19 protein-coding genes are annotated in these 20,477 nt (G+C 73.9%); 13 read left to right on the top strand and 6 right to left on the bottom strand.

Going from position 1 to position 20,477, the window contains the following annotated elements; all coding sequences use genetic code 11:
• Positions 1 to 322: 322 nt before the first annotated feature.
• Positions 323 to 649, top strand: coding sequence for a hypothetical protein (locus tag ACIRD3_RS18325; RefSeq protein ID WP_402217358.1), 327 nt, complete (start codon positions 323 to 325; stop codon positions 647 to 649).
• Between the two features lie 72 nt (positions 650 to 721).
• Here ACIRD3_RS18325 and ACIRD3_RS18320 read toward each other — a convergent pair whose 3' ends face one another.
• Positions 722 to 1,594: an EamA family transporter gene (locus tag ACIRD3_RS18320; RefSeq protein ID WP_402217355.1), complete on the bottom strand. Its 873-nt coding sequence runs from the start codon at positions 1,592 to 1,594 to the stop codon at positions 722 to 724.
• 497 nt (positions 1,595 to 2,091) lie between these two features.
• Between ACIRD3_RS18320 and ACIRD3_RS18315 the strand changes: the two genes are divergently transcribed.
• Complete coding sequence (locus ACIRD3_RS18315) at positions 2,092 to 3,753, top strand: APC family permease (RefSeq protein ID WP_402217352.1); 1,662 nt, start codon at positions 2,092 to 2,094, stop codon at positions 3,751 to 3,753.
• Positions 3,754 to 3,820: 67 nt separating this feature from the next.
• On the opposite strand, the gene ACIRD3_RS18310 is transcribed toward ACIRD3_RS18315, so the two are convergent.
• Positions 3,821 to 5,446, bottom strand: coding sequence for an FAD-dependent oxidoreductase (locus tag ACIRD3_RS18310; RefSeq protein ID WP_402217349.1), 1,626 nt, complete (start codon positions 5,444 to 5,446; stop codon positions 3,821 to 3,823).
• 303 nt (positions 5,447 to 5,749) lie between these two features.
• Between ACIRD3_RS18310 and ACIRD3_RS18305 the strand changes: the two genes are divergently transcribed.
• The 9 genes from ACIRD3_RS18305 to ACIRD3_RS18265 all read left to right on the top strand — a co-directional run bounded on the left by ACIRD3_RS18305 (position 5,750) and on the right by ACIRD3_RS18265 (position 12,596).
• Positions 5,750 to 6,922 carry a SchA/CurD-like domain-containing protein gene (locus ACIRD3_RS18305; RefSeq protein WP_402217347.1) on the top strand — a complete coding sequence of 391 codons (1,173 nt, stop codon included), beginning with the start codon at positions 5,750 to 5,752 and terminating at the stop codon, positions 6,920 to 6,922.
• A gap of 39 nt (positions 6,923 to 6,961) precedes the next feature.
• Positions 6,962 to 7,387, top strand: a complete 426-nt coding sequence (locus ACIRD3_RS18300) for a cupin domain-containing protein (protein WP_360503320.1) — start codon at positions 6,962 to 6,964, stop codon at positions 7,385 to 7,387.
• Positions 7,384 to 8,640 (top strand): beta-ketoacyl-[acyl-carrier-protein] synthase family protein, encoded by a 1,257-nt coding sequence (locus ACIRD3_RS18295; protein ID WP_402217343.1) that lies wholly within the window; start codon positions 7,384 to 7,386, stop codon positions 8,638 to 8,640. The genes ACIRD3_RS18300 and ACIRD3_RS18295 overlap by 4 nt, the downstream gene beginning before the upstream one ends.
• 5 nt (positions 8,641 to 8,645) lie before the next feature.
• Positions 8,646 to 9,887 (top strand): beta-ketoacyl synthase N-terminal-like domain-containing protein, encoded by a 1,242-nt coding sequence (locus ACIRD3_RS18290; protein WP_402217340.1) that lies wholly within the window; start codon positions 8,646 to 8,648, stop codon positions 9,885 to 9,887.
• 32 nt (positions 9,888 to 9,919) lie between these two features.
• Positions 9,920 to 10,180, top strand: coding sequence for an acyl carrier protein (locus ACIRD3_RS18285; RefSeq protein WP_402217337.1), 261 nt, complete (start codon positions 9,920 to 9,922; stop codon positions 10,178 to 10,180).
• A gap of 1 nt (position 10,181) precedes the next feature.
• On the top strand, positions 10,182 to 10,637 hold the full coding sequence (locus tag ACIRD3_RS18280) for an SRPBCC family protein (RefSeq protein WP_402217334.1): 456 nt from the start codon (positions 10,182 to 10,184) through the stop codon (positions 10,635 to 10,637).
• 5 nt (positions 10,638 to 10,642) lie between these two features.
• The gene (locus ACIRD3_RS18275; protein ID WP_402217716.1) at positions 10,643 to 10,963 is read left to right on the top strand and encodes a TcmI family type II polyketide cyclase; all 321 of its coding nucleotides are present in this window, start codon (positions 10,643 to 10,645) and stop codon (positions 10,961 to 10,963) included.
• A gap of 361 nt (positions 10,964 to 11,324) precedes the next feature.
• Positions 11,325 to 11,789: a hypothetical protein gene (locus tag ACIRD3_RS18270; protein ID WP_402217332.1), complete on the top strand. Its 465-nt coding sequence runs from the start codon at positions 11,325 to 11,327 to the stop codon at positions 11,787 to 11,789.
• Between the two features lie 102 nt (positions 11,790 to 11,891).
• Positions 11,892 to 12,596, top strand: a complete 705-nt coding sequence (locus ACIRD3_RS18265) for a class F sortase (RefSeq protein WP_402217330.1) — start codon at positions 11,892 to 11,894, stop codon at positions 12,594 to 12,596.
• Positions 12,597 to 12,707: 111 nt separating this feature from the next.
• Here ACIRD3_RS18265 and ACIRD3_RS18260 read toward each other — a convergent pair whose 3' ends face one another.
• The 3 genes from ACIRD3_RS18260 to ACIRD3_RS18250 form a co-directional block, all read right to left on the bottom strand.
• Positions 12,708 to 13,742: a methyltransferase gene (locus ACIRD3_RS18260; RefSeq protein WP_402217328.1), complete on the bottom strand. Its 1,035-nt coding sequence runs from the start codon at positions 13,740 to 13,742 to the stop codon at positions 12,708 to 12,710.
• A 42-nt stretch (positions 13,743 to 13,784) separates the two neighbouring features.
• Complete coding sequence (locus tag ACIRD3_RS18255) at positions 13,785 to 14,873, bottom strand: nitrous oxide reductase family maturation protein NosD (protein WP_402217325.1); 1,089 nt, start codon at positions 14,871 to 14,873, stop codon at positions 13,785 to 13,787.
• Between the two features lie 297 nt (positions 14,874 to 15,170).
• Positions 15,171 to 16,565 carry a cytochrome P450 gene (locus ACIRD3_RS18250; protein WP_402217322.1) on the bottom strand — a complete coding sequence of 465 codons (1,395 nt, stop codon included), beginning with the start codon at positions 16,563 to 16,565 and terminating at the stop codon, positions 15,171 to 15,173.
• 198 nt (positions 16,566 to 16,763) lie between these two features.
• Here ACIRD3_RS18250 and ACIRD3_RS18245 point away from each other — a divergent pair, with 198 nt between their 5' ends.
• The gene (locus ACIRD3_RS18245) at positions 16,764 to 17,783 is read left to right on the top strand and encodes a deoxyribonuclease IV (RefSeq protein WP_402217320.1); all 1,020 of its coding nucleotides are present in this window, start codon (positions 16,764 to 16,766) and stop codon (positions 17,781 to 17,783) included.
• 69 nt (positions 17,784 to 17,852) lie between these two features.
• A complete protein-coding gene (locus ACIRD3_RS18240) occupies positions 17,853 to 19,958 on the top strand; it encodes an MMPL family transporter (RefSeq protein ID WP_402217318.1) in 2,106 nt (701 codons plus the stop codon).
• Between the two features lie 88 nt (positions 19,959 to 20,046).
• Here ACIRD3_RS18240 and ACIRD3_RS18235 read toward each other — a convergent pair whose 3' ends face one another.
• Positions 20,047 to 20,268 carry a hypothetical protein gene (locus tag ACIRD3_RS18235; RefSeq protein WP_402217315.1) on the bottom strand — a complete coding sequence of 74 codons (222 nt, stop codon included), beginning with the start codon at positions 20,266 to 20,268 and terminating at the stop codon, positions 20,047 to 20,049.
• Positions 20,269 to 20,477 lie beyond the last annotated feature (209 nt).

Here is a 20,477-nt window from a genome sequence, read left to right as displayed (position 1 = left end):
GCGCGCCCGCGGCTCGCGCCGGGCCGCGCCGCCCCCCGGGCCCCCCCCCCGCGGGGGCGGGGCCCCGCCCCCCCCCCGCCGCGCGCCCCCGGGGGGGGGGGCCGCGCCCCCGCGGCCCCGGCGGCGGAGAACAGGAGGACGGACGCGGTCGTGGCGGCCAGCCGGGCCAGGTGTGAGCGCTTCATGCCGCCCACCCCAGCACGGCCGCCCGCCCGCTGCGACCACAGGACGCCCGCTCGGGTGGCCACGACGCCTGCGCCCGTCGCGCCCCGACGCCTATGATCCGGCTCGGAACGTCACTCATCGACGCCGGGGGATCACCATGACCGAGCCGTTGCCGACAACCGCCCACGTCCGCCTTTCGCGCGCGACCTTCGACCCGAGCCGGTTCGAGGAGGTCGACGCGATGAACACGAGGACCTCGGCCTACCTGGTCCCGGCCATCCAGCGGCTTCCGGGGCTGATCCACTTCTACGCGGGCGTCTCGCCGGAGGGATCGGCCGTCCACGTCAGCGTCTGGGACACCGTGGAGCACGCGCGGCAGCTGGACCACCTGAAGGAGATGGTGGTCGACGCCCGCGGGGAGGCGGAGGCGGTCGGCGTGACGTTCACCCCGATCGTCAACTACCCGGTCGCCTGGACCATCTGACCCGACGGCCGCTGGGGCCTGTCTCTTGGATTTCGTCGTCGCAGGCCCGGCAAGGATCCAAGAGACAGGCCCTTAGCCGCGGGCGAGCGCCGCGATCGCGGCCAGCAGCAGCGCCGAGCCCGCCACCAGGCCCGCGGTGACCGGCTCGCCGAGGAACAGCACCCCGATCACCGCCGCGGTGGCCGGCTCCAGCAGCACCAGCACAGCCGCCGTCGTGCCCGGGACGGCGGTCAGCCCGGCGAAGTACCAGCGGTAGGCGAGCAGCGTGGGCACGGTGCCGAGGAACAGCAGCGCGCTCCCGGTCACCGCCGGGTCCCCGGCCGTCGGCAGGACGCCCTGGGCGGCCGCGAGCGGGAGCAGGCAGAGCAGCCCGGTGGTGAAGGCGCCGGTGGAGGCCCGGGCCGAGCCGCCGCCCCGGGCCCAGAGGGTGAGTCCGCTCTGCCCGGCGCCCGCGAGGACGGCCAGGGCGACGCCGAGCGCCGGGCGCGGTCCGGCCGCCGGGGCGGCGACCAGCAGGACGAGCCCGGCGAGGGCCAGCGCGACGGCGGCCAGCGCGCGTCGGGTGAGGCGCTCCCCGAGCAGCACGTGGGCGCCGAGGCTGGTGAGCACCGGCCCGGCACCGATGGTGATCAGGGTGCCCAGCCCCAGGCCGGCGTAGCGCACCGAGCCGAAGTAGGCGCACTGGCTGACGGCCAGGCCGAGCCCGGTCAGCACCGGAGCACCCCACCGGGCCCGGCCCCGCCGCGCGGGGCGGGGGCCGCCCGTGGGCAGCAGGGCCAGGCAGAGCGCCGCGACGGCGAAGCGCCAGCAGGAGACGGCCACCGGGCCGAGGCCGCTGGTGCGCATCAGCAGCGCGGCCACGGCGCCGCCCGCACCCCAGGCGACGGCGGCGGCGGAAATGGACAACAGGCCGTGCCGGAAGGGCACGGCGGCGTACGAGGTCATGCGTCGCTACTCCACGATGAAGGCCGGTCGGTGTCCGCGGGGTGCGCGGGCGGCAGTCATCGCCCCGGCTGCGGGCAGCTCCCGCCGGGCCGGGGTGGGTGGAGTGGGCCGCCCGCTAGCGGGCCGGCGGGGGGAGGATCACGAGACGCACGGGGCCAGCGTACCGACCCGTCACGACCTGGTGGAGCGGGGCCCGGGGTCAGTCCTCACCCGGGCCGGGCGCATCACTATGCAGGGAACGTCATTTCCATGAATCGTCCGGGGTGTCCATGGTGCACCCTCGCGGACGGAAGCTCAATCAATGCTCAAATCTTGAACTTACCCTCAAGTAACGTAACAGACAACTGAACAGAATGCCTCCTACCAGGACGGATCTCTGGCAAAGAAAGTAAACATTCAGTAATGAAATCTGTGCAGAGCTCTATGAATAGCCCTACTGTGTGGCAACTCTCCGCGCTCCGTCCATCCCGGAGCCCCCACACACAGAGAGATCGTCCATGGCTTCCCTCAACCAGATCTCGCCGCCCGGACAGAGCACCGGCGCCGAATCCGGCACCACCAACCGGTCGCTCAAGCGCCACGTGGGCCTCATCGGCCTCATGTGGGCCTCGGTCGGCTCGATCATCGGCTCCGGCTGGCTCTTCGGCGCGAAGAACGCCGTCGTCGCCGCCGGACCGGCGGCCCTCCTCTCCTGGGGCATCGGCGCGGTCGCGATCGTGCTCCTCGCCTTCGTGCACGCCGAGCTCGGCGGGATGTTCCCGGTCGCCGGTGGCACCGCGCGCTACCCGCACTACGCCTTCGGCGGCCTCGCCGGCATGTCCTTCGGCTGGTTCTCCTGGCTCCAGGCCGCCACCGTCGCCCCGATCGAGGTCGAGGCGATGATCGGCTACGCGGGCCACTGGCACTTCGCCAAGAGCTTCCTCAACGCCAACGGCACCCTCACCACCAGCGGCTTCATCGTCGCGGTGCTGCTGATGGGCGTCTTCGTCGCGGTCAACTTCCTCGGTGTGCGGGTCCTGGCGGCCACCAACTCGATCGCGACCTGGCTCAAGATCGGCGTCCCGCTGCTCACGATCCTGGCGCTGTCGATCACCAACTTCCACGCCTCCAACTTCACCTCGCACGGCTTCGCGCCGTTCGGTGCCAAGGGCGTGCTCGCCGCGATCAGCTCCAGCGGCATCATCTTCGCGCTGCTCGGCTTCGAGCAGGCCATCCAGATCTCCGGTGAGAGCCGCAACCCCAAGCGCGACATCCCCCGCGCCGTGCTGGGCTCGGTCGCCATCGGCACCCTGATCTACGTCCTGCTGCAGGTCGCCTTCATCGGCTCGCTGCCGGTCAGCTCCTTCGTCAACGGCTGGGACAAGCTCGACTTCCCGGGCATCGAGGGTCCGTTCGCCGGCCTCGCCACCCTGATCGGCCTCGGCTGGCTCTCCTGGGTGCTGTACTTCGACGCCATCGTCTCCCCCGGCGGCACCGGCCTGATCTACACCACCTCCACCTCCCGCATCTCCTACGGCCTGAGCAAGAACGGCTACGCGCCGCAGAAGTTCGAGAAGCTGGACAAGAACGGCGTGCCGTGGTTCGGCCTGGTCATGTCGTTCATCACCGGTGTGATCTGCTTCCTGCCCTTCCCGAGCTGGCAGGAGCTGGTCGGCTTCATCACCTCCGCCAGCGTGCTGATGTACGCCGGCGCCCCGCTGGCCTTCGGCGCGCTGCGCCGCCGGCTGCCGAACCACGAGCGCTCCTACCGGCTGCCCTTCGGCGAGATCATCTCCCCGGCCGCGTTCGTGGTCTCCAGCCTGATCATCTACTGGTCCGGCTGGCACACCCTGTCCCGCCTGGGCATGGCCATCGTGCTCGGCTACGGCCTGCTCGGCAGCTACGCCTGGTACGCGATCCGCAAGGGCCTGCCGAACGCCCCCCGGCTGAGCTGGAAGTCCGCCCAGTGGCTGCCGGTCTACCTGCTGGGCCTCGGCCTGATCTCCTGGCAGGGCGGCTTCGGCGACGGCACCGGCCGGATCCCGATGTGGTACGACATGGGCCTGGTGGCGGTCTTCGCCCTGGCCATCTACTTCTGGGCGATCCGGGTGGCCCTGCCGGCCGACGCGATCCAGCGTGAGGTCGCCGACGTCGAGGTGGTCGACGCGGGCGGTCACTGATCCCCGGTCCGAACCACCAGGAAGGGCCCGCCGGTCGCAGGACGACCGGCGGGCCCTTCCGCGTGTCTCAGAGGCCCAGCACCGTCCGCAGCGCCATGGCCAGTTCGCCCTCCGGGTCGGGCACCGGGCCGGGCGAGCGCCAGGCGACGAAGCCGTCCGGGCGGACCAGGACCGCGCCCTGCGGGCCGATGCCGTGCAGCGCCGCGAAGTCGGCGCCCGGCTCCGGGGCCAGGTCGTCCTCGGCGCCGTCGCCGATCCGGTAGGTGTCCAGCGGGACGGCCAGCCGGTCCGCCGCCCGCCGGCCGCCCGCGTGCCAGGCGGCACCCTCCGGACCGGTGAGCAGCACCATCGCCTGCTCGTACAGGTCCAGCGTGGAGAGCTTCACGCCGGCGCGCAGCAGCCACTGGTGCGGAGCGCGGCTGCCCGGCTCGCCCGTCGACTCGAACTGCTCGGGGACGACGGCGCCCGCCCGGTCCGCGCCGATCACCGCGCCGACCGGGTAGCGGTAGCCGAGCGCCACCGCGAGCACCCCGGCCTGCCGGCCGACGCCCGGCACCACCGCGTAGCCCGGGTGGCTGTGCTCGGCGGAGCGGGCCGAGGCCCGCTCGCTGGTCACCCGGGCCACCGGCCGGCGCTCCTGCCCGTACGTCTCCAGCAGCCGCGGCCCGGCCCAGCCGCACAGCACGGCGGCGAGCTTCCAGGCCAGGTTGTGGGCGTCCTGGATGCCGGTGTTGGAGCCGAAGGCGCCGGTCGGGGACATCTCGTGGGCGGAGTCCCCGGCGAGGAAGACCCGCCCGGCGCCGTAGCGGTCGGCCACCCGTTCGGCGGCGTGCCAGGGCGCCCGGCCGGTCACCTCGACGTCCAGCTCCGGCATCCCGACGGCGGTGCGGATGTGCCGCTCGCAGCGCTCGTCGGTGAAGGCCTCCAGCGGCTCGCCGTGCTCGGGGTGCCAGGGCGCGTGGAAGACCCACTCCTCCTGGTTGTCCACCGGCAGCAGCGCGCCGTCCGCCTCCGGGTTGGTGAGGTAGCAGGCGATGAAGTGCCGGTCGCCGACCACCTCGGCCAGCCGCTTCGCCCGGAAGGTGATGCTGACGTTGTGGAACAGCTCGCCCTTGCCGCTCTGGCCGATGCCCAGGCGCTCGCGGACCGGGCTGCGCGGGCCGTCCGCCGCGATCAGGAACTCCGAGCGCACCACCCGCTCCTCGCCGGTCTCCCGGCTGCGCAGCACCGAGGTCACGCCGTCGGCGTCCTGCTCGAAGGACATCAGCTCGGTGCTGAACCGGACGTCCCCGCCGAGCTCGCGGGCCGCGCGCAGCAGCACCGGCTCCAGGTCGTTCTGGCTGCACAGGCACCAGGAGCTGGGGCTGAACCGGGCGAGCCGGCCGCCGGGGTCGATCTCGCGGAACAGCCACTCCTGCTCGGCGCCGGTCAGCGAGGGCGCCTGGAGGATGCCGTGGTTGGGGGCGAGGATCGAGGCCGCCTCGCGGATCGCCGGCTCGATCCCGGCCACCCGGTACAGCTCCATCGTGCGGACGTTGTTGCCCCGGCCGCGCGGGTGGTGCGAGGTGTCGGCGTGCTTCTCGACCAGCAGGTGTCTGACCCCGAGCCGACCGAGGAAGAGTGAGGCCGACAGTCCGACCAGCGAGCCGCCCACGATCAGGACCGGCACCCGGTCGTCGATCTTCGGATTCATCAATTGCTCCACCCTGTAAGGGGATTCCGCGGCCCGGTGACTGGGTTCGGCGCCGCCGTGGACGGGCCCGCTCCGCCGGGGGCCCCGCTCTTCCATCCCCCGCCGCGGGCCCGCTCTGCCGCCCCTTCGCCCGGATGGCCCGCAAATCTCGCGCCGCGCCCGGTGCGCCGCCCACGATCGACCTCAGGCCTGGCGCCGACCGCCCGGGCCGAACCGCCACCGCACCGCCTCCCAGGCCGGGGAGCACCCGCCGGGCACGGCCGACACGGCCCGCAGCGTGCGGCCCAGAGCAGAAAGTGGATCATGACAACTCTGTCCGAACCCCAGCCGAAGCAGCAGGACGAGTCCGACACGCGGCTGCGGGTGGTGCTGATGCTGGAGATCCAGGACGGCGCCCAGCAGCGCTTCCTCGACGTCTACGAGCAGCTGCGCCACCAGGTGGCCTCGGTCCCCGGCCACGTCAGCGACCAGCTCTGCCAGTCCATCAACGACCCGCGGCAGTGGCTGATCACCAGTGAGTGGGAGGACCAGGAGACCTTCCTGGAGTGGGTGGACAGCCCGGCCCACCGCGAGATGGTCAAGCCGATGCACGGCTGCGTCAGCGACAACTTCCGCTCGCTGCGCTACGCCGTCCTGCGCGAGACCTCGGCGGCCGGCTCCACCGGCACCCGGGCCCCCATGGAGGTGCCGCCCGGGCTGCCGCGCACCACGCCCGCCGGGCACGTCGGCCCGCCGAAGGCCGAGCCGGGCCCGGACGGCGTGGTCCGCCACGCGCTGACCTTCACCGTCAAGCCCGGCAGCGAGCCCGAGGTGGCGCGGATCCTGTCCGGCTACGCCTCCCCGAAGGCCGAGGTGGACGAGCACACCCGGCTGCAGCGCACCTCGCTGTTCATGCACGGCAACCGGGTGGTGCGGGCCGTCGAGGTGGTCGGCGACCTGGGCGACGCGCTGCGCCACGTGGCGATGCAGCCCGAGGTGCGGGCCGTCGAGGAGGCCATCAACCCGTTCCTGGAGGAGGCCCGTCAGCTGGGCGACCCGCAGGCCGCCCGGGCGTTCTTCGCCAGGGCCGCGCTGCCCGCCAAGCACCAGGCGATCGCCAGCGCCCCCGCCCCCGGCCGGCTGCACCGGCACGCCGTGCTCTACCCCGTCCGCCCCGGCCAGGGGCAGGCCGTGGCCGAGCTGCTGGCCGAGTACGACAACCTGGCCACCGCCGACCCGACCGGGCCGGTCACGGCGAGCACCGTCTTCCAGCGCGAGGACGTGGTGGTGCGCCTGGTCGACCTGCGGGTGCCGGCCGAGGCCGACCCGGCGGCCGCCCTGGGCGTCGCGGACGACCACGAGGCGGCCGTCCTCGCGCGGCTGCTCGACCTCGGCCCGCAGGGCGACCTGCGCACCGTCGCCGGGCTCAGCGCCTTCCTCGCCGCCCGCGCCATGAACCCGGTCACCGACCGCAGCTCCGACCCCCGCCACCACTGACGTTCCGTCCACTCCCGAGCGCACCGGAGGAAGACCACCATGACCACGCAGTACCCACGGATCGTCAACGTCGACGAGGCTCCGGAGAACCGCCGGCACGGCGCCGAGCTCCGCACCATGCTGACCCCGACCAGCTGCGGGGCGACCAGCGGCTTCATGGGCCTGGCGATCGTCAAGCCCGGTGAGCGGATCGGCGAGCACTACCACCCGTACTCCGAGGAGTTCGTGTTCGTCGTCTGCGGCGAGCTGGAGGTGGACCTGGACGGGAAGCCCCACCCGCTCAAGCCCGACCAGGGCCTGATGATCCCGATCAACATGCGCCACCGCTTCCGCAACGTCGGCGACACCGAGGCCCGGATGGTCTTCCACCTCGGGCCGCTCGCCCCGCGTCCCGACCTCGGCCACGTGACCACCGAGGAGAGCGCGGCCTCCGGCCCGCCGGAACACGCCAAGGTGGCCTCGTGACCCGGCGCGTCGCCGTCACCGGGATCGGTGTGGTCGCGCCCGGCGGGGTCGGGGTCCCGGCGTTCTGGGACCTCCTCACGGCCGGCCGCACCGCGACCCGGGGCATCACGCTCTTCGACCCCACCGGGTTCCGCTCCCGGATCGCCGCCGAGGTCGACTTCGACCCGGCGGCCCACGGGCTGGGCCCGGAGGACGTCCGACGGGCCGACCGCTACGTCCAGTTCGCGATGGTCGCGGCGGACGAGGCGATCGCCGACGCCGGCCTGGACCTCGCCGCCGAGGACCCGTGGCGGATCGCCGTCTCGCTCGGCACCGCCGTCGGCGGCACCACCCGGCTGGAGCACGACTACGCCCTGGTCAGCGCCGGCGGCGCGCGCTGGGACGTGGACCACCGGCGGGCGGAGCCGCAGCTGCACCGGGCCTTCGCGCCCAGCACGCTGGCCTCCGCGGTGGCCGAGCGCACCGGCGCCCGCGGCCCGGTGCAGACCGTCTCCACCGGCTGCACCTCCGGCCTGGACGCGATCGGCTACGGCTTCCAGGCGGTCGAGGAGGGCCGCGCCGACATCTGCGTCGCCGGCGCCTCCGACTCCCCGATCTCCCCGATCACCGTGGCCTGCTTCGACGCCATCAAGGCCACCAGCGAGCGCAACGACGACCCGCAGCACGCCTCCCGCCCCTTCGACGCCGACCGCGACGGCTTCGTCCTCGGCGAGGGCGGCGCCGTCCTGGTGCTGGAGGAGCTGGAGCACGCCCGCCGACGCGGCGCCCGGATCTACGGCGAGGTCGGCGGCTTCGCCACCTTCGGCAACGCGTACCACATGACCGGCCTCACCAAGGAGGGGCTGGAGATGTCCCGGGCGATCGACCACGCGCTCGCCCACGCCAAGGTCGACCGCACCGACGTCGACTACGTCAACGCGCACGGCTCCGGCACCAAGCAGAACGACCGGCACGAGACCGCGGCGGTCAAGCGCTCGCTCGGCGAGCACGCCTTCGCGACCCCGATGAGCTCGATCAAGTCGATGGTCGGGCACTCGCTCGGCGCGATCGGCGCCATCGAGGTCGTCGCCTGCACCCTGGCGCTCGCCCACGGCGTCGTGCCGCCGACCGCCAACTACGAGACTCCGGACCCGGAGTGCGACCTCGACTACGTGCCGCGCACCGCGCGCGAGCTGCCGCTGAGCCACATCCTCTCGGTCGGCAGCGGATTCGGCGGATTCCAGTCCGCCGTCGTGCTCAACAGAACGGGGTGAGTTCCATGACGTCACGTCAGCAGGGCCGCCGGGCGGTGGTCACCGGCCTCGGCGTGGTGGCACCGAACGGTGTCGGGGCCGATGCCTTCTGGAAGGCCACCAGGCAGGGCGTGAGCGTCCTCGACCGGATATCCCGCGAGGGCTGCACCGAGCTGCCGCTCCGGATCGCGGGCCAGGTGCGGGACTTCGAGCCGCAGTCCGCGATCGACAACCGCTACCTGGTGCAGACCGACCGGTTCACGCACTACGCGATGGCCGCCGCCGACCTCGCGGTGGTGGACGCCGGCTTCCGGCCCGACCCCGAACAGCCCTTCGCGGTCGGCGTGGTGACCGCTGCGGGCTCCGGCGGCGGCGAGTTCGGCCAGCGCGAGCTCCAGCAACTCTGGGGCCAGGGGCCGAAGTTCGTCGGCCCGTACCAGTCCATCGCCTGGTTCTACGCGGCCAGCACCGGCCAGATCTCGATCCGCGGCGGCTACAAGGGCCCGTGCGGCGTGGTCGCCAGCGACGAGGCCGGCGGCCTGGACGCCCTCGCGCACGCCGCCCGCTCGATCGGGCGCGGCACCGACGCGGTGGTGGTCGGCGCCGCCGAGGCCCCGCTCGCGCCGTACTCGATGGTCTGCCAGCTCGGCTACCCCGAGCTCAGCCTGGCCGAGCGGGCCGAGGAGGCCTACCTGCCGTTCACCGCGCGGGCCTGCGGCTTCGCCCCCGCCGAGGGCGGCGCGATGCTGATGCTGGAGGACGAGCAGGCGGCCCGGCGGCGCGGCGCCAACGTCCGGGCGCAGCTGGCCGGCCACGGCGCCACCTTCACCGGGGCCTCCCGCTGGGCGGAGTCCCGGGAAGGGCTGGCCGCCGCGATCCGGATCGCGCTGGACGAGGCCCGGATCGCGCCCGAGGAGATCGACGTGGTCTTCGCGGACGCGCTGGGCGTGCCCGCCGCCGACCGGGCGGAGGCGCTGGCGCTGGCCGACGCGCTCGGCCCGGCCGCCGAACGCGTCCCGGTCACCGCGCCCAAGACCGGTACCGGGCGGGCCTATTGCGGCGCCCCGCTGCTGGACGTGACCGCCGCCGTGCTGGCCATGGAGGACGGTGTCCTGCCGCCCACCCCCAACGTCACCGAGGTCTGCCACGACCTCGCCCTGGTGACCGGCCGCGCCCGTCCGGCCGAGCTGCGCACCGCCCTGGTGCTCAGCCGCGGGCTGATGGGCTCCAACTCCGCGCTGGTGCTCCGGCGCGGGGAGCGGTCCTGAACCTTTCCGTCACACCCCGAAGGGACACCCCCGTGAGCAACACCCTCAGCTATCCGGAACTCGCCGCGCTGCTGCAGGCCCGCGCAGGCGTCACCGTCGACCCGGACGACCTGGCGCAGCCGGGCGCGCACTTCGACTCCTTCGGCGTCGACTCGCTCGGACTGCTCGGCATCGTCGGCGAGCTGGAGAACCGGCACGGCCTCAAGGTCACCTCCGGCGCCGAGTCCGCCAAGACCCCGGCCGAGTTCCTGGAGCTGGTCAACTCCTCCCTCTCCGCGAAGGCCGGTGCCTGAGATGCCCGGACACACCGACAACGAGATCGTCATCGCCGCGCCGCTCGACCTGGTCTGGGAGATCACCAACGACCTGGAGAACTGGCCGGACCTGTTCAGCGAGTACGCCTCGGTCGAGGTCCTGGAGCGCGAGGGCGACCGCGTGCAGTTCCGGCTCACCATGCACCCGGACGAGAACGGCCAGGTGTGGAGCTGGGTCTCCGAGCGCACCACCGACAAGTCCGAGCTGGCGGTGCGCGCCCGCCGGGTCGAGCCCGGGCCGTTCGAGTTCATGGACATCCGCTGGGAGTACGCGGAGGTCCCGGCCGGCACCAGGATGCGCTGGATCCAGGACTTCGCGATGAAGCCCACCGCCCCGGTCGACGACGACGGGATGGTCAACCACATCAACAAGAACTCGCGGATCCAGATGCAGCTGATCCGCGAGAAGGTCGAGAAGCGGGCGGCGGAGCTGTGAGCGGCCTGTACCGGGCGCTGATCGTCGCCCGGATGAAGCCCGAGGCGGCGCCGGACATCGCCGAGGTGTTCGCGGAGTCCGACCAGGGCGAACTGCCGCACCTGATCGGGGTGACCGGCCGCAGCCTCTTCCAGTTCGGCGACGTCTACCTGCACCTGATCGAGGCCGACCGCCCGCCGGGCCCGGCCGTCGCCAAGGTCGTCGGGCACCCGGAGTTCCGGACTGTCAGCGACCGCCTGACCGCCTTCGTCCAGGCCTACGACCCGGCCACCTGGCGCGAGCCGAAGGACGCGATGGCGCGGGAGTTCTACCGCTGGGAGCGCTGAGCCGCAGCGCCCCCCGATGGGCCCGCCCCCGGCCGTGCGCCGGGGGCGGGCCCACGCGCGCGCCGGGCCGGGGCTGGCCCACGCGCGCGTGCCGGGCCGGGTGCCGCCCGGCGCCCGGGTGCGCTCGCCGTGCGAGGGGGGCGTCCCGGTTTCCGGGGCGGTTTCACCCGGATCGCCCGGGCACCCGGGTGAACACACCGGGGACTCCACCCGAAGGGCGCACAGTCCGCACCGGTGCCGCCACGCTCCGGTGGCAGGCGGCGGCACGGTGGTTGACGGTGGATCAGGCGCACCTCCCGCGAGTCCCCTTGCCCGGCACCGTGCCGGCGGTCGCGGCCCGCGCGCCGGAAGGATCATCCTCATGCGTTCTGCACGCACGCTGCTCGCCGGGGCGGCCGTCGCCGCCGTCCTGACCGCCGGCACCCCCATGGCCTTCGCCGACGGCTCCGCCGACCAGGGCAAGAACCTCACCTGGCAGGAGAAGCAGGACAAGCCCGGTGACAAGCCCGCCTCCGACGGTTCGAAGGCCTCCGACAGCATGAAGGGCTCGGACAGCAGTACCAAGGGCTCCGACAGCTCGAAGGGCGGCGCCGCCTCCGAGGAGCACAAGGGCACCGAAGAGCACAAGGGCTCGGGCGAGCACAAGGGCTCCGAAGCCAAGGACGAGGACCACAAGACCCCGCACGGCGGCGTGCACACCGGTGGCGGCGGTCTGGCGCTGTCCGGCGGTGGGCTCGCCTCCGGCGCGGTGCTGCTGCTCGGCGGCCTCGGGGCCGGTGCCTACGCCCTGCGCCGCGGCCGCCGCGCCTCCGGCGCGGTCGCCTGACGCCGGTCACCCTGGTTCCGCCGCCTCCGGGCGCCTCCCCCGGCCGGGGTGGGGCGCCCGGGGGCGGCGGGCCGTTCGGACCAGGTCGAGCGGAGGAGAGCAATGACGGGCGGTCCCGCCTCTGGAATGTCCCGGCTGCTGCGCGCGGGGATGGGCGCGGCAGCGGTCGGTCTGCTGCTGATCTACAACTCGGTGGACACCGGGCCGAGCACCGACGAGGCGGCCACCCAGGCCGCTCCCCCGGCGGCCACCGCGTCCGCCGCCCCCGGGCCCCCGGCCGCCGCCTCCCCGCAGCCGGCGGCCGCCCCGACCGCCCCGGCGGCACCGGCCGCGCCGGCGCTCAAGCGCGCCAAGCCGACCAGGCTGCGGATCCCGCAGATCGGCGTCGACGCGCCGTTCACCGAGCTGACCCTCGGCCCGGGCGGACAGCTCAACGCCCCGCCGCCGGAGGACAAGAACCTGGTCGGCTGGTACCGGGACGGCGTGACTCCGGGCGAGCGCGGCAGCGCGGTCGTCGCCGGGCACGTGGACACCACCAAGGGCCCGGCGGTGTTCCTGCTGCTCAGCCTGCTGCTGCCGGGCAACAAGGTCGAGGTGAGCCGCGCGGACGGCACCGTCGCGGTGTTCTCGGTCGACTCGGTGGAGACCTTCGCCAAGAACGCCTTCCCCGACCAGAAGGTGTACGGCAAGACCCCCGACGCCCAGCTCCGGCTGATCACCTGCGGCGGCACGTACGACAAGAAGCGGCGCGACTACCTGGACAACGTGGTGGTCTTCGCCCACCTGGAGTCCTCGCACAAGGCCTGACGCCGCGCACACGCGGACGACCGCCGGCCCCCGGGAAGTCGGGGGCCGGCGGTCGTCGGGTGCGGGGTGTCCGGGGTCAGCGAGTGTCCGCGGTCCCCGGGGTGTCCGGGGTCAGCCGCGGACGGTGGCCTCGAAGGCGTGCAGGTAGGGGTTGACCGGGCAGACCTCGGTGACCATGAGACCGGCCTCCTCCATCAGCCGGACCATGCTCGCCTCGGAGTGCTTGGCCCCGCCGACGTTGAGCATCAGCAGCAGGTCCATCGCCGTGGTGAAGCGCATCGACGGGCTGTTGTCGACCAGGTTCTCCACGACCACCACGCGGGCGCCGGGGCGGGCCGCCTTCACCACGTTGGCGAGGGTGCGGCGGGTGCTCTCGTCGTCCCACTCCAGGATGTTCTTGATGATGTAGAGGTCGGCGCGGACCGGGATGTCCACCCGGCAGTCGCCCGGCACCAGGCGGGCGCGGGCGGAGAAGGCGCCGCCGTCCTGCAGTCGCGGGTCGGCGCCGGCCACGACCTTGGGCAGGTCGAGCAGGGTGCCGTGCAGCGCCGGGTGCTTCTCCAGCAGGCTGGCCAGCACGTGGCCCTGGCCGCCGCCGATGTCGACCACCGAGTCGACGCCGGTGAGGTCCAGGTAGTCGGCGAAGTCCTGGGCGGACTGCCGACTGGAGGTGGTCATCGCCTTGTCGAAGACCTTCGCCGAGTCGCCGCCCTCGCTGTGCAGGTAGTCGAAGAACTCCTTGCCGAACAGCTCGGGGAAGACGTTGCGGCCGGAGCGGACCGCCTCGTCCAGCTTCGGCCAGGCCTCCCAGGTCCACGGCTCGGTGCACCAGAGGGAGATGTAGCGCAGGGAGTTGGGGGCGTCCTCGCGCAGCAGCCGGGACATCTCGGTGTGCTCGAAGCGGTCGTCGCCGCTCTCGGCGAAGATGCCGTAGCAGGTGAGGGCGCGCAGCAGGCGGCGCAGCTGACGGGGTTCGGTGTCGAGCGCGGCGGCGAGCTCGGTGACGGTGGTCGGGCTCTCTCCGAGCGCGTCGGCGACGCCGAGCCGGGCGGCCGCGCGGACGGCGGCGGCGCAGGCGGCGCCGAAGACGAGTTCGCGCAGGCGCATCGCGGCCTGCGGGCTGGTGTGGGCGGGTGCGGTGGTCATGGGCGCTTCCTTCGGGGGTGGGCGGCGAGGGGGTCGGGGTGCTCAGCAACGGCCGGAGGGCTCGGAGCGCTCGCAGGTGTTGCGGGCGAAGGTGTTACCGGTGGCCGGTCCGGCGTCGCGGTCGGCGAGGTCGGCCGGGCCGTTGCCGCTCAGGCGGTTGTCGGTGACCACGGCACGGGCGTTGGAGACGCCGACGACGCTCTTGAAGAGGACGATGCCGCCGGAGAAGTCCGAGGTGCCGGTGTTGTCGCGGACCTCGTTGTCGGTGACCCGGGTGTCCTCGGTGCCGGTGAGCACGATGCCGGCGCCCTGGATGGCGCCCAGGCGCGGGTTGGCCGGGCAGAACTTGTTGTTGGCGACGACCTGGTTGCGCCGTACGTCCAGGTCCCCGGCGCGGGGCAGGCCCTCGTCGCCGACCACGAAGACGCCGCCGCAGTTGCCGCTGATGTCGTTGTCCTGGACGGCCAGCCCGCGCAGCCGACGGACGGTGACGCCCACCCGGTTGCCGGTCAGCTCGTTGCCCTCGACCACGGTGCCCCCGGTGTCGGGCGCGCCGCCCTCGCGGTAGGCGTAGTTGGCGAGGAAGACGCCGGACTGGCCGTTGTCGGCCGAACGGTTGCCGACGATCCTGGCCCGGGTGGACATCTCCTGGCTGATGCCCTGCTGGCCGTTGTCGTGGACGTAGGTGTGGCTGACGGTCAGGCCGGTGGTGCCGCCGGCGTCGATGCCGTTCTTGGCGAAGCCGGTGACGGCGAGGGTCGCGACGGTGACGTCGGACAGCGGCTCGGCCTCGGTGCCCACCACGCAGATGCCGTGCCCGGCGGTGGCGCAGGCGTTCTCGGTGCCGGTGCCGGGGGTGATCACGCTGTCGGGTCCGGAGCCGAGCAGGGTGAGGCCGGGGGTGGTGATCCGGACGCTGCCCCGGTAGGTACCCGGGAGCAGCAGGACGGTGTCGCCGGAGCGGGCGGAGTCGACGGCCTGCTGAATCGATTCGCCGGGCCGGACGAGGTGCAGCCGGCCGATGTCGACGGCGTGGGCCGCGGGCGAGCCGGCCAGGGTGGTGAGGACGGTGGTCAGGGCGGTGGCGGCCGCGGTGGCCGCGGCGAGGTGGTGGACCCGTCGCGTGGGCATGAGTGGTGACCTGTCTTTCGGCGCGCGGTGCTCGTGGTGGGGCGGGGTGTCCGGCCCGTTCCAGCGGGGTGGACTGACGCGCTGTGTGCGGGCGGTGACGGCCGGTGGGTGCGGCCGTGTCGACGGTACGGTCGCCCGGGTGGGGCCGCCACCAGGGCTGGGCTGCGGGGCTGACGGGGCGTCGGCCGGAGGAGGGACGACCCGGTGTGGCGTGCCCGGCCGGACATGGCGACGCGCCCGACCGCGGGTGCGGTCGGGCGCGGAGGTGGTCGGGCGCGACGGGACTGGTCCGGTTCGTCAGTCGGCGGCCGGGGCCTGCGGGCCGAGGCGGACGGGCAGGGCGGCGAGGTGCCAGGCGGCCGGGTTCGGACCGCGCTCGACGGCCGCCGGTCCAACCGCGAGGGCCAGCTCCGGGTACGTCCGCAGCAGCACGCCGAAGGCGACCACCGCCTCCTCGTGCGCCAGCGCCGCGCCCAGGCAGCGGTGGGCGCCGTGGCCGAAGCCGAGGTGCACGTCGTGGTGCCCGTCGCGGTCGGGCGCGCTCGCGCGGCAGACGTCCAGGCGCTCCGGCTCGGCGTAGACCCGCGGGTCGTGGTTGGCGCCCGCCAGGATCGGCATCACCGCCTCCCCCTTGCGGATCGGGGTGCCGGCCAGGGTGAGGTCCTCCGTCGCGTAGCGCGGCACGCCGCCGATGGTCGGGCCGCACCAGCGCATCAGCTCGTCGACGGCGGCGGGCAGCAGCGCCGGGTCGGCGCGGACCAGGGCCAGCTGCTCGGGGTGGGCGAGCAGCGCGGCCGTACCGTTGCCGATCAGGGTGGCGGTGGTCTCGTGCCCGGCCACGATCAGGTTGAGGATCAGCGAGACGGTCTCCACCGGGTGGAGGGTGTCGCCCTCGGCGGCGGCCAGCTGGGAGAGCAGCCCCTCGGCCGGTTCGACCCGGCGGCGCTCGATCAGCTCGCGGGCGGCGGCCACCATGGCGCGCAGCGCCTCGTCCAGGCCGGGCCCGGCGCCCCGGCCGAGGTAGGAGCTCCACGCGCGCCACCGCGGACGGTCGGGCTCGGGGACGCCGAGGAGTTCGCAGATCACCGTGACCGGCAGCGGGTAGGCGAAGTGCGCGACCAGGTCGACCACGCCGTCCTGGTCCGCGTGCACGGGCAGCGCCCTGGCGTACTCCTCGGCCAGCCGCTCGATCCGCGGGCGCAGCCGCTCGACGGCGCCGGCCGTGAAGGCGGGGTGCACCAGGCCGCGCATCCGGCGGTGCCGGGCGCCGTCCGCGTCGAAGACCCCGGCCCGCAGGTACTCGGCGCACTCGGGCGGCATGCCGCGGGCGCGCCAGGTCTGCTCGGTGCGGTGGGCGGGGCCGGGCGCGCCGGCGACGTCGTCCGTCCGGTCCACGGTGGTCGCGCTGTTGACGAAGCGCGGGTCGGAGAGCACGGTACGGACGTCCTGGTAGCGGACGGCGATCCAGAAGGGGTCCACGCCGGGGATGGTGGCGCGGGCGAGCGGGGTGCGTTCGCGCAGGTCGGCGAAGGCGGTGAAGGGGTCGCGGACCAGGTGGTCGGCGCGCAGGTCGACGGTCTCGGGGTTCGCGGGGGTCTCGGCGGTCACGCGGTTCGCGGGGGTCTCGGCGGTCTCGGGGTTCGCGGGGGTCACGGGGGCCGCGGCGGTCTCGACCGGGTCGGCGGTGGTCACGGCTGCTCCTCGGGTGTCGTGCAGTCCAGGTGGTCACGGATCGTGACGGAGAACGGGCAGGGAGGCCGAGGGTTCCCGGACCGGATTCACTCGATCGAGCACGGAGGATCGTTTCGCCACCCCCTCACGGCCCGATCCCCGACCCCCCGTACCGGCCTGCCCGACACCACCGTCCGGCCGCGTGGCATGCTCGGGGCCATGACCACCGCGCCGCCCGCACCGCCCGTCGCCACCGCCCGCAACCCCATCGGCGCCCACGTCCCGGTGGCCGGCCGGGGGCTGGCCGGGACGGGCCTGGCGTACGCCCGACGGGTCGGCGCCGAGACGGTGCAGGTGTTCGTGGCCAACCCGCGCGGCTGGGCCACCCCCGCGGGCAACCCGGCGCAGGACGAGGAGTTCCGGATCGCCTGCGCCGAGGAGGGCGTCCCCGCCTGGGTGCACGCGCCCTACCTGATCAACTTCGGCTCGGACAACCCGGCCACCCGCGAACGCTCGGCCGCGTCGCTGCGGCACTCGCTGCGCCGCGGCCACGCCATCGGCGCCCTCGGCGTCGTGCTGCACACCGGCTCGGCGGTCGGCACGGCGCCCGGCGGCGGCTCGCGCCGGGCCGAGGCGATGGCACAGGTCCGCGCGGACGTCCGGCCGCTGCTGGACGAACTCGACGCGCTCGGCGAGGACGCGCCCTGGCTGCTGCTGGAGCCCACCGCCGGCCAGGGCAGCTCGCTCTGCTCGCGGCTCGAGGAGCTGGCCGAGTACGTGGAGGCGCTGGACGCCCACCCGAAGGTGGGCGTCTGCCTGGACACCTGCCACGCCTTCGCCGCCGGGCACGACCTGGCGGTGCCCGGCGGGGTGACGGCCGCGCTGGACGCCCTGGCGTCCGCCGCCGGGCCGGGCCGGCTGCGGCTGATCCACGCCAACGACTCCGAGGACGTCGTCGGTGCCCGCAAGGACCGGCACGCCAACATCGGCGCCGGGATGATCGGCGCGGAACCGTTCCGCGAGCTGTTCGAGCACCCGGAGACGGCGGGCGTACCGCTGCTGGTGGAGACCCCGGACCGCAAGCACGGCGGTGACGGCACCGGCCACGCGATGGACATCGCGGTGCTGAAGGACCTTCGGGAGCGGGCGGCGGTCCGCGGCCGGGGCGGTTCCCGCACGGGCCGTTCCCGCACGGGCGGTTCCGGCGGGCCCCGCACGGCGGTACGCGACCACGGCTGAGGCTGCCGGATCGCAGGGCCGGTGCGAGGCTGGACGAGTCCTTGCCACCCGTCTCCAGGGGGCCCCTTCATGTCGCCGACCCGGAACCTCGCCGCGCTGCCCTGCGGGCGCCGCAGCAAGTGGGTGGTGCTCGCCCTCTGGCTGGTGCTGCTGGTGGCCCTCGGCCCGCTGGCCGGCAAGCTCATGGGCGCCGAGGACAACCAGGCGTCCAGCTGGCTGCCCGGCAACGCCGAGTCCACCCGGGTGCTGGAGGAGCAGCGGGCGTTCCAGCCGGTGGACACCGCCCAGGCCGTCGTGGTGTACCAGCGGACCGGCGGCATCACCGCCGCCGACCAGGCCGAAGCCACCCGCGACGCCGCCGAGTTCGCCACCGTCCCGCACGTGGTCGGACGGGTGGTCGGCCCCGTGCTCTCCGCCGACGGCCAGGCGATGCAGACCATCGTGCCGATCGACATCGGCAGCAACGGCTGGAACGGCCTGAAGCCCGCCGTCGACCGGCTGCGCCAGACCGCCGCCGCCGACAGCAACGGCATGACCACCCACGTGACCGGCCCCGCCGGGACCGGCGCCGACCAGGCCAAGGCCTTCGCGGGCATCGACAGCTCGTTGCTCGCCGCCACCGTCAGCGTGGTGATCGTCCTGCTGCTGCTCACCTACCGCAGCCCGGTGCTGTGGATCCTGCCGCTGGTCTCGGCGGCCGGCGCGCTGTCCGTCTCCGAGGCGCTCATCTACCTGCTGGCCGAGCACTCCGGACTGACCGTCAACGCGCAGAGCGCGGGGATCCTGGTCGTCCTGGTGCTCGGCGCCGGAACGGACTACGCGCTGCTGCTCACCGCCCGCTACCGCGAGGAGCTGCGCCGCCACGAGGACCGGCACGAGGCGATGGCCTTCGCCCTGCACCGCGCCGGGCCCGCCATCCTCGCCTCCTCGGCGACGGTGATCGCGTCCATGCTCTGCCTGCTGATCGCCGAGATGAACTCCACCAGCGGCCTCGGCCCGGTCTGCGCGATCGGCGTCCTGGTCGCGTTGCTGGCCATGCTCACCCTGCTGCCCGCGCTGCTGGTGATCGTCGGCCGCTGGGTCTTCTGGCCGGTCCGGCCCGGGTACGGCACGCCCGAGCCGACCAGGACCGGCCGCTGGGCGCACATCGGGGAGTGGATCGGCCGCCGGCCCCGCAAGGTGTGGGTGGGGACGGCGCTGGCCCTCGGCGTCTGCTGCGTCGGGCTGGTCTCGCTCGACGCCAACGGCCTGAGCACCGCCGGGACCTTCACCGGCAAGCCGGACTCGGTGGTCGGCCAACAGGTGCTGCAGCAGCACTTCCCGGCCGGCACCGGCGCGCCGCTCACGATCATCTCCACCGCCCCCGGCGCCCCCGCCGTACGGGAGGCCGCCGGGACGACCCCCGGGGTGGCCGCCACCACGGCACCGACCTTCCACGACGGACAGGCCCTGTTCCAGGCCACCCTCACCGATCCGCCGGACAGTCAGGCCGCCAAGGACACCGTCGACCGGGTACGGGCCGCCGTGCACGCCGTGCCGGACGCGGACGCCAAGGTCGGCGGCAGCACCGCGGTGATCCTGGACGCCGGGCGGGCCGCCGGCAACGACAACCGGGCGATCATCCCGCTGGTCCTCGGCGTGGTGCTGCTGATCCTCGCGGCGCTGCTGCGGGCCGTCACCGCGCCGCTGGTGCTGATCGCGACCGTGGTGCTGTCGTACGCGGCGGCGCTCGGGATCAGCGCCTTCTTCTTCGCGCACGTCTTCCACTTCCAGGGCGAGGACAACGCGTTCCCGCTGTTCGTCTTCGTCTTCCTGGTCGCGCTGGGGATCGACTACAACATCTTCCTGATGACCCGGGTGCGGGAGGAGTCCGCCCAGCACGGCACCCGGCAGGGGGCGCTGAACGGGCTGTCCGCCACGGGCGGGGTGATCACCTCGGCCGGGCTGATCCTGGCCAGCACCTTCGCCGTGCTCGGGACCCTGCCGATCGTGGGCTTCGCCGAGATCGGCTTCGCGGTGGCGCTCGGCGTGCTGCTGGACACCCTGGTGGTGCGGTCGGTGCTGGTCACCGCGCTCACCATGGACCTCCGGCGGCACATGTGGTGGCCGGGGCCGCTGTCCCGGGCCGACGCTCCCGGCGAGGTCGCGGAGGCCGTGCCGAGCGGACGTCGGTAGCCGGACCGCGGTAGCCGGACAGCCGGACAGCGCTGAGCCCGGGAACCGCTGGGGCGGTTCCCGGGCTCAGCCGTCGGTCAACGGCCGATCAGCCGCAGTCGCAGTCGGACTCGCTGTGCTCGTGGGCGTTGAGCCACTGGGCGTGCGGGCCGAACAGGCCGACACCGGCCGAACCCGACTCCAGGCTCGCGCTGGACGAGGTCTGCGACGCCCCCCAGTGGGCCATCGCCGGCACCGGCGCCGCGAGAGCGGCGGCGCCCGTGACGGCGACGATCACAGCGAGCTTGCGGATGTTTCCACGAAGCGACATCAGATGTCCTTTGGGTGGTCTGTGTGGTCTCTGGCATGAAGGAGTGCTCCGGAGCCGGCCACCAGCACACCCGGCCACCCCGCAGCACCCGCACAGGTTTGCACACGAACGCGCACGAACCCGCCCTCGCCGCAACTCCGCTGGGGCATTCGGGTGACGCAACTCCCTCGCCCGGCTGAACCGGTTCGCCCGGTGGCGCACCTAGCCGA

Source organism: Kitasatospora sp. NPDC093550 (assembly GCF_044764985.1).
Classification (GTDB): domain Bacteria; phylum Actinomycetota; class Actinomycetes; order Streptomycetales; family Streptomycetaceae; genus Kitasatospora.
Note: the sequence above shows the minus strand (reverse complement) of the source record. Positions and strands in the feature narration are given on the sequence as shown.